This window comes from Christiangramia aestuarii (assembly GCF_009735585.1).
In the GTDB taxonomy this organism is placed as follows: Bacteria; Bacteroidota; Bacteroidia; order Flavobacteriales; family Flavobacteriaceae; genus Christiangramia; species Christiangramia aestuarii.
Map to the genome: position 1 here is coordinate 313,443 of NZ_VJVW01000002.1, position 12,408 is coordinate 325,850.

Consider the following 12,408-nt stretch of genomic DNA (forward strand, 5'->3'; position numbering starts at 1 on the left):
TAAGGTCAAAAAGAATTTCAAAATTTTAAATCAGAAGAAAATGTCAGTTTTAGTATATATAGAATCAGAAGAAGGAAAATTCAAGAAAGCTTCGTTCGAAGTTGCTTCTTACGCAAAAGAAGTGGCCGGGATGATGGGAACATCAGTAACGGCGATCACTTTTAACGCCGAAGATGTTTCAGAACTTGGAAATTACGGAGTAGATAAAGTATTAAAGGTAAGCAACGACAAGTTTAAGAACTTCAATGCTGAAGCTTATGCAGATGCAATCAAGCAGGCAGCAGAAAAAGAAGGCAGCAAACTGGTTGTACTTAGCCAGAGCGCGAACAGCAAATATCTTGCTCCCTTATTAGCGGTTCAACTTGAAGCAGGTTATGCTTCTAACGTGGTGGCCGTACCAGAGAGTACCGATCCATTTACGGTAAAAAGAACTGCCTTTACAAACAAGGCTTTTAGTCACACTAAGATCGAAACTGAGGTTAAGATCGTAGGACTTTCCAAGAACGCTTTCGGAGTTAAGGAAGTTTCTGGAGATGCCGCTGCTGAAGATTTCAGCCCTAGCCTTTCAGACGAAGATTTCTCAGTAAACGTAGAATCTGTAGACAAGGCTACTAATAAGGTAACCATCGCCGATGCCGAGGTTGTTGTTTCTGGTGGTCGTGGTCTTAAAGGACCAGAGAACTGGGGAATGATAGAAGAAATGGCAGATATCCTTGGTGCCGCTACCGCTTGTTCCAAGCCGGTAAGTGATATGGGATGGAGACCTCACAGCGAACACGTAGGGCAAACAGGGAAGCCTGTTGCTTCTAACCTTTATATCGCTGTAGGAATTTCTGGTGCTATCCAGCACCTGGCAGGTATCAACGCCGCCAAGACCAAAGTAGTGATCAACAACGACCCGGAAGCTCCTTTCTTTAAGGCAGCAGACTATGGTATTGTTGGTGATGCCTTTGAAGTGGTTCCTAAGCTCAACGAAAAATTGAAGGAATTTAAAGAGAAAAACGCATAATTTTCATAAATTGCGACCCATAAAGGGGCTGTCTAAATTTGGTAAATGTCCTTATTTTAGACAGCCTTTTTAATTTTACTGAAGTATGAGTTTAGTGCGACTGAATATTAAGGGAATATCTTATAGTCAAACACAAAACGGAGCTTACGCATTGATCCTCAACGAAGTTGGGGGTGAGCGTAAATTGCCTATTGTGATCGGGGCATTTGAAGCACAATCTATTGCAATAGCCCTGGAAAAGGAGATAAAACCTCCCAGACCTCTTACCCACGACCTTTTCAAGAACTTTGCAGACAGGTTCGAAATCGTGGTAAAGCAGGTAATAATTCATAAACTGGTAGACGGCGTTTTCTATTCCAGTCTTATTTGTGAAAGAGACGGGATCGAGGAGATCATCGATGCCAGGACCAGCGATGCCATCGCCCTCGCCTTAAGGTTCGACGCACCCATATTTACCTACAAAAACATTCTGGACAAAGCCGGTATCTATCTTAAAGCTGAAGAAAAACAGCGTGAAAAGGAAGAAAAGCAGGAAGAAGAGATCATCGAAGAAGAGTTACTTAAAGAGGAGATCGATCTAAAAGCTGAAGACACTTCAGATTATAAAAAGATGTCTCTGGAAGAACTTAAAGAACTTCTTTCCCAGGCAGTAAGTCAGGAAGATTACGAAAAAGCGGCCCGCATCAGGGACGAAATTTCCAAAAGAAAATAACCCGAAATGAACAAAATCTGGTGTTGCCTAGCACTGATCGTATTTTCTATTACATCAGTTTCAGCTCAAACTATTTCCAAGAACTGGCAACTCGAATCTTCGGCCGATAGTATAGCCCAGAGATCCATATTTCAGAATGCACAGGACCTGCAATTCGATGAAGGCAGGTTTAATTTCACCGATGAGTCTGGAAAAGACACTCTCGCCTCGGGAGACTACCTGTACCAGAACAGGCTGCTGGTATTGTTCTACAACAGCCCAAAAGATACAATTCAAAACCTAAGGGTTTCTACGCTTACAGATTCCACAATGATCATCACCTCGAAAGGCACCGCCTTTAACCTGAAGGTAAAAGATCAGAGCGTGGAAAAAGTGATCCCGGCAGAGACAGCTAAGGAAATGATCCCTAGCCAGGGAATCAGCACCTCCAGCCTTATAAGAGGTATTATCGGGATGCTGGCCCTTATCATCATCGCATTTTTATTCAGCAGTAACCGTAAGGCGATCAATTGGAAAACGGTTGGGATGGGAATTTTGGCCCAGCTAACCCTAGCTATAGGAGTTCTTAAGATCACCATAGTTCAGAAAATATTTGAATTTGTTGGGAACATTTTCGTTCTCATCCTGGATTTTACCGCTGCCGGTAGTGAATTCCTTTTAGGCGGAATGATGGACGTAGATAGCTTTGGCTTTATATTCCTTTTCCAGGTTTTGCCTACTATCATTTTCTTTTCGGCACTAACCTCTGTTCTGTTCTATCTAGGTGTGATACAGATCGTGGTAAAAGGCCTGGCCTGGATACTTACAAAACTACTTGGAATTTCGGGGCCTGAGAGTTTAAGTGTTGCCGGGAACATCTTCCTGGGACAAACCGAAGCACCTTTAATGATCAAAGCCTACCTGGAAAGAATGACCAGGTCTGAGATCCTGCTGGTTATGGTTGGCGGAATGGCCACGGTGGCCGGTGGTGTACTTGCCGCCTATATCGGCTTCCTTGGTGGAGACGATCCGGCACTAAGATTACAATTCGCGAAACACCTGCTTGCCGCTTCAGTTATGGCCGCACCTGGCGCGATCGTGATCTCCAAGATCCTTTTCCCGCAACAGGAAAAAGTGAATACAGATGTGGAAGTCTCTTCAGAAAAGATCGGCTCCAATATCTTGGATGCGATCGCTAACGGAACAACCGAAGGTTTAAAACTGGCGGCTAATGTGGCGGCAATGCTACTTGTTTTTATCGCATTTATCGCGATGATCAACTATATTCTTGGATATATCGGGGCGCTTACCACGCTTAACAGCATTATGGCCGAGTATACTCCGTATTCTAAATTCTCCCTGGAATCTATCCTCGGGATCATTTTTGCCCCTCTTATGTGGATCATTGGTGTGGCCAAGGAAGATATGATGCTTATGGGACAGTTACTAGGGATCAAACTAGCCGCAAGTGAATTCGTTGGTTACGTGCAGCTGGCAGACCTTAAGAACCCGGCGAACGCCCTTAGCCTGAACTATGAGAAATCGGTCATCATGGCTACCTATATGCTTTGCGGATTTGCCAATTTCGCCTCTATTGGTATACAGATTGGCGGCATAGGATCACTTGCTCCGGGACAAAGAAAGACTCTTTCAGAATTTGGAATGAAAGCTTTGATCGGGGGTACTTTAGCCTCATTATTATCGGCTACTATTGCCGGAATGATCATTGGATAAGCAAGCTTTTCCTGAAGTTTTTAGAAAACTTTCTAATTTCATTTTCTTTCAGCTAACAGATAAATTCTAAATTACCGTTCTGGCAATTAGATATCTGAAAACAGCGCTTATCGCTGCAAATGCTGACTGAAAAATGAAAGAAAACAAATCAACATCGGTTTATAGAGGGCAGGATGCCCAATGGCCGCACCAGATCCCTTTTACCGGGTGGAAAGACATTGGCAAGCGGGTTTGGCGCGAAATGAAACTGGACCATGTGCAGATCGTTTCCGCGGGCGTGGCCTTTTATTTTTTCCTTTCCATCTTCCCCACCATTGTTGCGGCGATATCAATTTACAGCCTCGTACTGGAGCCTTCGCAGATAGAAGCCCAGATCGCCAGGCTCGACCTTTTTCTGCCAGAAAAGGCCTTCAGCATAATTACAGATTTCTTACAACCCATCATTCAACAGGACCGCGAGGGAATTGGCTGGGGGATGGTAGTAAGTATTCTTGTTAGTATCTGGAGTGCGAACAAAGGTACTAACGCACTGTTCCAGGGAGTGAACATTGCCTACGACGAACTCGATGACCGGAACTTTTTCAAAAAAAACCTCATCACCCTTCTCTTTACCTTAGGCGGACTGGTGCTGGGCCTTCTCAGCATCCTGGTGATCATCTTTTTCCCGCTACTCATAGACCAGTTTGGCCTGCCTGCCCAAATTGAAAACATTTTAAACTGGATAAGGTGGGTGATACTTGGATTCTTTTTGATAACTGCCCTGAGCATGGTTTACAGGATCGCGCCTAATCGCAGAAGCCCAAGATTCAGGTGGGTAAGCTGGGGCGCCTTACTGGGAACCTTATTATGGCTGGCCGGCTCCATTCTCTTTTCCTGGTATGTAAGTAATTTCGGAAGCTATGACGATCTATACGGAAGTTTTGCTGCCGTGGCCATTTTAATGTTATGGTTATTCCTTACCGCTTTTATCGTGCTTATGGGTGCAGAGATTAATTCTGAAATGGAACATCAAACCAGGTATGACACCACTATTGGCGAGGAAAGACCCATGGGAGAGAGAAGAGCCTATCATGCCGACCGCTGCGCCGTTGAAGAAGATTGTGAAGACTAGATCTCTTTTCTCGTTGATACTAAGTTGATAACTCTTGCTTTTTCCATCAAAATAAGCCCTTATTTTTTGCGTGTTTTGTTATTTTTATTGGAATTAAATCTGAAGTTTTTCTCCATTAAAGCCTCTGTAAATGAAACAATACCACGACCTTTTAAAGCATGTATTAGAGCACGGAACCCAAAAAGGTGATCGCACAGGAACGGGTACCAAAAGTGTTTTTGGATACCAGATGAGATTCGACCTTAGCGAAGGTTTCCCTATGGTAACCACCAAGAAGCTGCACCTTAAATCTATCATCCACGAATTATTGTGGTTCCTCAAAGGGGATACTAATATTGAATATCTTAAGGAAAACGGAGTTCGTATCTGGAACGAGTGGGCCGATGAGAACGGAGATCTTGGTCCGGTATACGGTCACCAATGGAGAAACTGGAATAGCGAAGAGATAGACCAAATAAAAGAAGTGGTTCATACTTTAAAGCATAACCCGAATAGCCGCAGAATGCTGGTTTCTGCCTGGAATCCCTCGGTATTACCCGATACCTCGGTATCATTTTCAGAAAATGTAGCTAATGGAAAAGCCGCTCTCCCGCCCTGCCATGCATTCTTTCAGTTCTACGTGGCCGACGGAAAACTATCCTGCCAGCTTTATCAAAGAAGTGCCGATATTTTCCTGGGGGTACCTTTTAATATCGCTTCTTATGCTCTACTCACCATGATGATGGCCCAGGTATGTGGTTATGAGGCCGGAGATTTTATTCACACCTTTGGCGATGCCCATATTTACAGTAATCATATGGATCAGGTACAATTGCAGCTTAGCCGTGATCCCCGACCTCTGCCTACCATGGAAATCAACCCCGAGGTTAAAGATATTTTTGATTTTACCTATGAAGATTTTATATTAAGGGATTATAATCCGCATCCTGGTATCAAAGCCAGCGTAGCGGTATAGTTTAATCTTAAAAAAGTTTTCAATATTATGAAGAAGTTATTTGTTATCACATGTTTTTTACTGGGCGGAATAAGCCTTTCCCTGGCACAACAGACATCTCCGGTATGGCCGGGATGTGAGAATGCCGAAGATGTAAAGAAATGTTTTAACCAAAAACTTTCGCAACACGTTAGTGATAATTATGAATATCCGCAGAACGAAGCGGGAGAATATATCAGAGGTAAGGTGACCATCTCCTTTGACATCAATAAAGAAGGAGATGTCGTGGTGAACTCAATAGAAGGCGATAAGCCCGAAGTAAAACAGGCGGCCAGGGAAATGATAAACAAGATCCCAAAGATGAAGCCTGGTACCCTGAATGGCGAACCAGATTCAAGGACCTTTACGGTGCCATTCAATTTTTAAAAAGTAACTTATATACCATTATATTATGAAAAAATTATTGATCATTGCCCTGATGCTTACAGGATTTTGTGGTTTTGCACAGGATGACGTTGAAGTTAAGGGAAATACGGTGACCATGAGAGAAACGGCCCCGATCTGGCCTGGTTGTGAAAGTGCCGATGACAAAAAAGAGTGCTGGAACAAGAACTTCATGGACCATGTAAAGCAGAATTACAAGTATCCAAAAAATGAAAAGGGCGAGTATATTCGAGGAAAAGCTACCGTTTCTATGGAAATAACCGAAAAAGGAAACGTTGTGGTAACCAAGGTAGAGGGTGACAACCCCAAGGTAAATGCAGCAGCTAAGAAAATGATCATGTCTATCCCGAAGATGACCCCGGGAAAACTGGCAGGCAAACCAAGAGCTATCAAATACACCATCCCTCTTACTTTCTAGATCTACATTTAACGCCACCTTAACGACTGATTGGCAAGGTCGTTTTTAAAAAATTGTAAATTTGAGTGATACCTAAACGTATCACTCTTTTTTATGCTTTCACAAAACGACTTACTTCAACTTTTCAAGGAAACCAGGGCAGATTCAGAAATGATCTGTTCCTTTCTGGAGACCGAAGATTACGTGGTGCAGCCGGTGGTGGATGTTTCTCCTCCAAAATGGCATTTAGGCCATACTACCTGGTTCTTCGAGGAGTTCGTACTCAAAAAATACAGCAAATCACACCAGTTATACGATAAGAATACGGCCTATGTCTTTAACAGTTATTACGAGAGCGTAGGCGATAAGGTTATTCGTACCAACCGCGGCAATCTTTCCAGGCCTACCGTTGAATGGATCTATGAATTCAGAAATTATGTGACCAAGGCCATGACCGAGCTATTAATGAAGGAAGAATTGAGCAAAGAGGCCCTGGAAGTAGTAGAAATTGGTTGCCATCACGAAAAGCAACACCAGGAATTGCTATATACCGACATCAAGTATATACTCGGTAATAACCCTTTACTACCCAAATATAATGATGAATTCAGGGAAAACCCTGTACAGGAATTTGAAAGAGAATGGATAAACATTCCGGAAGGCATCTATGAAATAGGGCATAAATCTGATGACTTTTGTTACGATAATGAAAAAGGGGCTCATAAGAAATACCTGTGTGAATTCAATATTTCAAACAAGCTGGTCACCAATGCAGAATATTTGGAATTTATGGAAGCTGGTGGTTATAAGGATGTACTGTTATGGCATGCCGAGGCTTGGGACTGGGTGAACGAAAATAAGATCGATTCTCCCTCCTACTGGCATAATATAGACGGTGAATGGAAGCAATATACTCTGAATGGACTTGTGAATCTCGAGCCGGAAGCTCCGGTAACACATATTTCGTATTTCGAAGCTTTCGCCTATGCCCAATGGAAAGAAATGAGACTTCCTACTGAAGAGGAATGGGAGGCAGCCCAGGATAAATTTGACTGGGGCATCCGCTGGGAATGGACTGAAAGTGCTTATTCCCCTTACCCTAACTACCACAAACCCGAAGGCGCTTTAGGAGAATATAACGGGAAATTCATGGTGAACCAGAAGGTATTAAGAGGAGCTTCAGTAGCTACTTCAAGAAACCATACCAGGCCCACCTACAGGAATTTTTTCCATCCACATCTGAGATGGCAATTCACCGGATTCAGACTTGTTAAATAATATTTTAGATTAAATGAAAAACCAAACAAAAACCATGTTTGAATCGGCCTTTGCTGAAGACACCTATAAGGGGCTTACGAGTTACCCGAAATATCTACTGTCTAAATACATCTATGATAAAAAAGGCGATAAGCTTTTCCAGCAGATCATGGATATGCCGGAATACTACCTTACCTCCTGCGAGTTCAATATACTTAAGCTCAATGCTACGAACATCGCAGAAATTTTCAGTAGCGACTCCGGTTTCGACCTTATTGAACTTGGCGCTGGCGACGGTAAAAAAACAAAGATCATCCTGCAGGAACTGGTAGACAAGAAATATGAATTCGACTACCTTCCCATAGATATTAGCCAGAATGTACTGGATGAGCTGGAGCATTCTCTGGAACAAGAAATTCCGGAAGTAAACGTCAAAGTGCAGCAGGGAACTTATTTCAAGACCCTGGAAAAACTGGCCGAGTACAATACGCGTAAAAAGGTGATCCTGGTTTTGGGCAGTAATATTGGCAACCTTTCACATAAGGAAGCGGTAGATTTCCTGGCCAATATCGCCGGAGCTATGAGCGAGGAAGATATGCTGTTCATGGGCTTCGACCAGAAGAAAGATCCACAGCGAATTCTGGATGCATATAACGATCCCGCGGGAATCACCGAGGCTTTCAACAAGAACCTACTGGTAAGGATCAACTCTGAGCTGGAGGGGAATTTTGATGTAGATAAGTTCCTGCATTGGGAAACATACGATCCCGAAACCGGCACTGCCAAAAGTTTCCTGGTAAGCAAAGAGGAACAACAGGTTGAAATAAGGAAATTAGGCATCAAAGTGAACTTCGAAGCCTGGGAAACCATACATACCGAGATCTCGCAGAAATATGATGACTCGGTGGTGCAATGGCTGGCAGATGAAGCCGGGCTTGAGGTAGAGAAAGCCTTTACCGACAAGGATAACTGCTATAAAAATTATATCTTTAGAAGAAAGTAATTTTAAAGCAGTAAGATTATGAAAGCCATTTGGAAAGATACCGTGATCGCCGAAAGTTCAGACACCCGTATCGTGGAAAACAACCATTATTTCCCGATGGAAGACATCAAAAAAGAATATTTTAAACCCAGTGAATCCCACACCAGGTGTCCCTGGAAGGGCAAGGCCTCTTACTTCCATGTAGAGGTAGACGGGGAAATAAATAAGGACGCAGCATGGTATTACCCTGAGGCAAGCCATGCCGCGAAACCTATAGAAAATTATGTCGCTTTCTGGAACGGAGTAAAAGTCACCGAATAGGCCAGTTCCAGAATATCACTTTAAATATTATACTACAAGCACGCTGTTTTCAGCTGCTGCAAATTCATTCCATTTATAGGCATCGGCCTCAGATTCATTTACCCACTCACCATCTACCACATAACGGAACTGGTATTCCTTATCTACAGGAAGGTTGAACTGCGCCTTGAAATTTCCATTCTTGTACTTTTTAAGTTCAGATAACTTCCATTCGTTGAAATCACCGGCCACTTCTACCTTATCGGCTTCTTTGGCGGGAACGCAAAAAGTGATCTTACATTCTGGTTTTGATTTTAGGTATTGCTTTGTAATTGGCATGACTGATGTTTTTTAATTCAAGGCTCAAATTAAAATAATATATGCTTATAAAGCAATATAAATCAGATAGTTATACTTATTTTTTCGAATATCGAAACAATTCTGAGTGTTTTCAGAAATTATGGAATTACGAAAACGTTGTCCTAAATTTTATTCCTAATTATTTCACTAATAAGAATTTAAATAGTCAGGCTTAAATTTTCAGGATACTGAATAGATGTTGCAGGTCCTTTTCAGAATTATAATAATGCAGGCTTATGCGAATTCCATCACCACGTTGTGAAGTAATGATCCCTTCTGTTCTCAATTTATTGAAAAGCTTTTCGTCTCCCTTGATATTGAAAAGAGAAGAAAACTGGCTTCTTTCAGCTATCCAGCCCTCCAGCAGACCGGCTTCCGCAAACCTATCTCTTGCTTGCTGTTTCAATTTATCTATTTGCTGCTGAATTTGATCTATACCAGTTCTTCCAATAAGCTGAATGGCGGCTTTAAGGCTTCCAAAGTTGAGGGTATCATAGTGCCCCGGCTCGAACTTCCCGATAAAATTACCTTCATGAGCCTTGTATTTACCCTGCAGCGAGCCAAAACCAAGATGCTTGGGATTCAGTTTTCCCTGTATACTTTCGTTGAACAGCATAAAACCATTCCCATAACCGGCATTCATCCATTTATAACAGCTGCTTACTGCGATGTCGATGCCGGAATCATCAAAATCGAAGGCTTCGGTTCCAAAATACTGGGTGCCATCTGCGATCAGGATAAGTTCCGGAAATCTTTCTTTCAGCTTTTTCAGAAAATCAATGCCTAGCTTCACACCATTGATATATTGAACAATACTGAAGGCGAAGAAATCTGGTTTTTCTTTTTCTACCTTTTCCAGGATATTCTGCTCAAGTTGCTGGTTGATCCCCGCATAGACCACCTTGAAATTCCTTGATTCCACCGGCCAGTTAATGGAGGGATAGTCGTTCTCGAGGAGCAGGAACTTAGCTGGCTTATCTATGCTTTCCAGGATACTGTTGAAACCATAGGAAAAATTTGGTACCAGTGCCACCCGATTAGGGGCACAATTAAAAAAATTACCCAGGCTCTCCCGCACCCCGGTTAGCATCTCACCCATCTTATCTTTCAGAATACTTCCCTTTATCAGAAAATCAAGGTCATGTTCCTGCCTGAATTCCCAGACCTTTTCTGGAAGCAAACCAGATGCTGCGGTGTTCAAATAGGTATACTGCTCCAGTACGGGGAAGCCTTTTCTTAAATTATCCATAAGCTTTAGGAAGTTCTTTTGATAAAAATGTAAATTTGATACTACACTAATGTAATTGTTATTATGTTTTCTAAAAAAAAAAACACTTCCAAAATAGATTACGAACAACAGGAACTTTATGAAAATGCCCGGAGAAGGGCCAAACAGAAAAAAAGGCTGTTCCAGCATTTTGTATTCTTCCTCATAGGTTCAGTATTTCTTATCGTACTTAACGTCGTGATAGGATATAAGGAAGATGTAAAACCTTTTGGCCAGAACTGGTTCGTATGGATCGTCCTGTTATGGGCGCTCATCTTTATAGTTCATTTTTTCAATGTTTATATAGTGAACAGTTTTATGGGCCGTGACTGGGAAGCCAAAGAAATAGACAAACTGGTAAAGAAACAAAAGGAAAAGATCGCGCAATTACAGGAGAAGGTAGAAAGGGAGCATCCCCTACCCAATAAGGACAGGCCTGCTGAAAGACTGGAACCTTCTAAAAAAATTAGACCGGAAGACCCGGACAGACCAATAAACTCTTAAGATTAAATGATTACAATGATCGCTGCCGCGGCAGAAAACAATGCTTTAGGAAAAGATAACGACCTGGTATGGCACCTGCCAGATGATTTTAAAAGATTTAAAAGACTCACTTCTGGACATCACATCATTATGGGACGAAAGACCTTTGAATCTTTCCCGAAACTTTTGCCAGAAAGAACCCATGTGATCATAACCCGTAAAGACGATTATAATCCTGAAGGCACCATCGTGGTGAACTCGCTGGAAGAAGCCCTGCGTGTTTCCAAACTGGATGAGCAGCCATTTATCATAGGCGGCGGTGAGATCTATAAGATGGGAATGGATGTGGCCGACAGGATAGAGCTTACCCGGGTACATGCAGAATTTGAAGCCGACACTTACTTCCCCGAGATCGATGAAGATGAATGGAAAGTAATTAAGGAGCAGTTCCATGAAGAGGATGAAAAACACGATCACTCTTTTACCTACCTAACCTATGAACGCAGGTCCTGAAAATTATCTGAATAAGATCGCCGAAGATAGCGGCATTGAAATTTCGGGCTTTTCACCGCTTACCGGTGGAGATATCAACCAGGTATTCCTCCTGGAAAGCGATTCTGGGAAATACGTGGTAAAGCTCAATAATGCCAAGAGGTATCCAGACATGTTCGAGGCTGAAAAACTGGGGCTGGAAAAACTCCTGGAACCCGGGGTAATAGACGTACCAAAACCTTTAAGAACTGGCCAGGTAGATGCTAAATCTTATTTACTGCTGGAGCATAAACCTTCGGGAAATAAGGCTTCAGATTTCTGGGAGATCTTCGGTAGAGAGCTGGCCAGGTTACACCAACATACCTCAGATAAATTCGGCCTGGAAAAGGACAATTATATAGGCAGCCTTCCGCAGTATAATGAAGAAAGAGCAACAGCATCTGCCTTTTATATAGAGATGAGGCTGCAGCCACAAATTAAAATGGCCCGGGACAGGGGTTTCGACCTGAATGTAAGCGATAGCTTTTTCAGGAATTGCGAAGAGATCATCCCACGGGAAGCACCGGCACTGGTTCACGGCGACCTCTGGAACGGCAACTACCTGGTAAACGCAGAGGGACTACCCTGCTTAATAGATCCAGCAGTGGCCCTTGCTCCCCGGGAAATGGACATCGGGATGATGCATCTTTTCGGCGGATTCCAGGAACCACTTTTTGAAGCCTATAACGCAGAATTCCCGTTGCAGGCAGGCTGGGAACAAAGAATACCGCTGTGGCAGCTGTATTATTTGCTGGTGCACCTGAACATTTTCGGGGCTTCCTATAAATCACAGGTAACTTCGATTATCAGGAAATACAGCTGATTTTACACTTCTTAACACCGGCCACCATATTTTTAGCAGTTCATTAGCGCATAAGCCGTTTCATCTAAAGTATCTTCATCTCAAA

15 protein-coding genes are annotated in these 12,408 nt (G+C 42.7%); 13 read left to right on the forward strand and 2 right to left on the reverse strand.

All coding sequences use genetic code 11. The annotated features are described in order from the left end of the window. The first annotated feature begins 40 nt into the window (after window positions 1-40). From FLP08_RS05455 to FLP08_RS05500, 10 genes are all read left to right on the forward strand, one after another. Window positions 41-1,009 (forward strand): electron transfer flavoprotein subunit alpha/FixB family protein, encoded by a 969-nt coding sequence (locus FLP08_RS05455; RefSeq protein ID WP_156274832.1) that lies wholly within the window; start codon window positions 41-43, stop codon window positions 1,007-1,009. Window positions 1,010-1,094: 85 nt separating this feature from the next. Then, the gene (locus FLP08_RS05460) at window positions 1,095-1,721 is read left to right on the forward strand and encodes a bifunctional nuclease family protein (RefSeq protein WP_156274833.1); all 627 of its coding nucleotides are present in this window, start codon (window positions 1,095-1,097) and stop codon (window positions 1,719-1,721) included. A 6-nt stretch (window positions 1,722-1,727) separates the two neighbouring features. Continuing rightward, the gene (locus FLP08_RS05465; protein ID WP_156274835.1) at window positions 1,728-3,434 is read left to right on the forward strand and encodes a NupC/NupG family nucleoside CNT transporter; all 1,707 of its coding nucleotides are present in this window, start codon (window positions 1,728-1,730) and stop codon (window positions 3,432-3,434) included. Window positions 3,435-3,567: 133 nt separating this feature from the next. Then, window positions 3,568-4,545, forward strand: coding sequence for a YihY/virulence factor BrkB family protein (locus FLP08_RS05470; protein ID WP_156274837.1), 978 nt, complete (start codon window positions 3,568-3,570; stop codon window positions 4,543-4,545). Window positions 4,546-4,675: 130 nt separating this feature from the next. Next, window positions 4,676-5,500: a thymidylate synthase gene (locus FLP08_RS05475; RefSeq protein WP_156274839.1), complete on the forward strand. Its 825-nt coding sequence runs from the start codon at window positions 4,676-4,678 to the stop codon at window positions 5,498-5,500. A gap of 27 nt (window positions 5,501-5,527) precedes the next feature. Beyond that, complete coding sequence (locus tag FLP08_RS05480; RefSeq protein ID WP_156274841.1) at window positions 5,528-5,905, forward strand: energy transducer TonB; 378 nt, start codon at window positions 5,528-5,530, stop codon at window positions 5,903-5,905. Between the two features lie 25 nt (window positions 5,906-5,930). Next, window positions 5,931-6,341 carry an energy transducer TonB gene (locus tag FLP08_RS05485; protein ID WP_238388445.1) on the forward strand — a complete coding sequence of 137 codons (411 nt, stop codon included), beginning with the start codon at window positions 5,931-5,933 and terminating at the stop codon, window positions 6,339-6,341. A 93-nt stretch (window positions 6,342-6,434) separates the two neighbouring features. Continuing rightward, a complete protein-coding gene (gene egtB, locus FLP08_RS05490; RefSeq protein ID WP_156274843.1) occupies window positions 6,435-7,598 on the forward strand; it encodes an ergothioneine biosynthesis protein EgtB in 1,164 nt (387 codons plus the stop codon). A gap of 13 nt (window positions 7,599-7,611) precedes the next feature. Further along, on the forward strand, window positions 7,612-8,580 hold the full coding sequence (locus FLP08_RS05495) for an L-histidine N(alpha)-methyltransferase (protein WP_156274845.1): 969 nt from the start codon (window positions 7,612-7,614) through the stop codon (window positions 8,578-8,580). A gap of 18 nt (window positions 8,581-8,598) precedes the next feature. Then, the gene (locus FLP08_RS05500; RefSeq protein ID WP_156274847.1) at window positions 8,599-8,880 is read left to right on the forward strand and encodes a DUF427 domain-containing protein; all 282 of its coding nucleotides are present in this window, start codon (window positions 8,599-8,601) and stop codon (window positions 8,878-8,880) included. Window positions 8,881-8,907: 27 nt separating this feature from the next. On the opposite strand, the gene FLP08_RS05505 is transcribed toward FLP08_RS05500, so the two are convergent. After that, window positions 8,908-9,198 carry an isoamylase early set domain-containing protein gene (locus FLP08_RS05505; protein ID WP_156274849.1) on the reverse strand — a complete coding sequence of 97 codons (291 nt, stop codon included), beginning with the start codon at window positions 9,196-9,198 and terminating at the stop codon, window positions 8,908-8,910. A gap of 193 nt (window positions 9,199-9,391) precedes the next feature. Next, window positions 9,392-10,468 (reverse strand): aminotransferase class V-fold PLP-dependent enzyme, encoded by a 1,077-nt coding sequence (locus FLP08_RS05510; protein WP_238388446.1) that lies wholly within the window; start codon window positions 10,466-10,468, stop codon window positions 9,392-9,394. Between the two features lie 63 nt (window positions 10,469-10,531). Between FLP08_RS05510 and FLP08_RS05515 the strand changes: the two genes are divergently transcribed. Genes FLP08_RS05515 through FLP08_RS05525 form a run of 3 tightly spaced genes read left to right on the forward strand, consistent with a single transcriptional unit; the run spans window position 10,532 to window position 12,323 of the window. Then, a complete protein-coding gene (locus tag FLP08_RS05515; RefSeq protein ID WP_156274853.1) occupies window positions 10,532-10,990 on the forward strand; it encodes a 2TM domain-containing protein in 459 nt (152 codons plus the stop codon). Window positions 10,991-10,996: 6 nt separating this feature from the next. Continuing rightward, complete coding sequence (locus FLP08_RS05520) at window positions 10,997-11,482, forward strand: dihydrofolate reductase (RefSeq protein ID WP_156274855.1); 486 nt, start codon at window positions 10,997-10,999, stop codon at window positions 11,480-11,482. Beyond that, entirely contained in the window at window positions 11,466-12,323 is an 858-nt protein-coding gene (locus tag FLP08_RS05525; RefSeq protein ID WP_156274857.1) for a fructosamine kinase family protein, read from the forward strand. Before FLP08_RS05520 ends, FLP08_RS05525 begins: the two co-directional genes overlap by 17 nt. The last annotated feature ends 85 nt before the right edge of the window (window positions 12,324-12,408 follow it).

Excerpts from the sequence above, each read along its gene's own strand:
- FLP08_RS05455 (WP_156274832.1), top strand. The coding sequence starts at position 41 with ATGTCAGTTTTAGTATATATAGAATCAGAAGAAGGAAAATTCAAGAAA.
- FLP08_RS05460 (WP_156274833.1), top strand. The coding sequence starts at position 1,095 with ATGAGTTTAGTGCGACTGAATATTAAGGGAATATCTTATAGTCAAACA.
- FLP08_RS05465 (WP_156274835.1), top strand. The coding sequence starts at position 1,728 with ATGAACAAAATCTGGTGTTGCCTAGCACTGATCGTATTTTCTATTACA.
- FLP08_RS05470 (WP_156274837.1), top strand. The coding sequence starts at position 3,568 with ATGAAAGAAAACAAATCAACATCGGTTTATAGAGGGCAGGATGCCCAA.
- FLP08_RS05475 (WP_156274839.1), top strand. The coding sequence starts at position 4,676 with ATGAAACAATACCACGACCTTTTAAAGCATGTATTAGAGCACGGAACC.
- FLP08_RS05480 (WP_156274841.1), top strand. The coding sequence starts at position 5,528 with ATGAAGAAGTTATTTGTTATCACATGTTTTTTACTGGGCGGAATAAGC.
- FLP08_RS05485 (WP_238388445.1), top strand. The coding sequence starts at position 5,931 with ATGAAAAAATTATTGATCATTGCCCTGATGCTTACAGGATTTTGTGGT.
- egtB (WP_156274843.1), top strand. The coding sequence starts at position 6,435 with ATGCTTTCACAAAACGACTTACTTCAACTTTTCAAGGAAACCAGGGCA.
- FLP08_RS05495 (WP_156274845.1), top strand. The coding sequence starts at position 7,612 with ATGAAAAACCAAACAAAAACCATGTTTGAATCGGCCTTTGCTGAAGAC.
- FLP08_RS05500 (WP_156274847.1), top strand. The coding sequence starts at position 8,599 with ATGAAAGCCATTTGGAAAGATACCGTGATCGCCGAAAGTTCAGACACC.
- FLP08_RS05505 (WP_156274849.1), bottom strand. The coding sequence starts at position 9,198 with ATGCCAATTACAAAGCAATACCTAAAATCAAAACCAGAATGTAAGATC.
- FLP08_RS05510 (WP_238388446.1), bottom strand. The coding sequence starts at position 10,468 with ATGGATAATTTAAGAAAAGGCTTCCCCGTACTGGAGCAGTATACCTAT.
- FLP08_RS05515 (WP_156274853.1), top strand. The coding sequence starts at position 10,532 with ATGTTTTCTAAAAAAAAAAACACTTCCAAAATAGATTACGAACAACAG.
- FLP08_RS05520 (WP_156274855.1), top strand. The coding sequence starts at position 10,997 with ATGATTACAATGATCGCTGCCGCGGCAGAAAACAATGCTTTAGGAAAA.
- FLP08_RS05525 (WP_156274857.1), top strand. The coding sequence starts at position 11,466 with ATGAACGCAGGTCCTGAAAATTATCTGAATAAGATCGCCGAAGATAGC.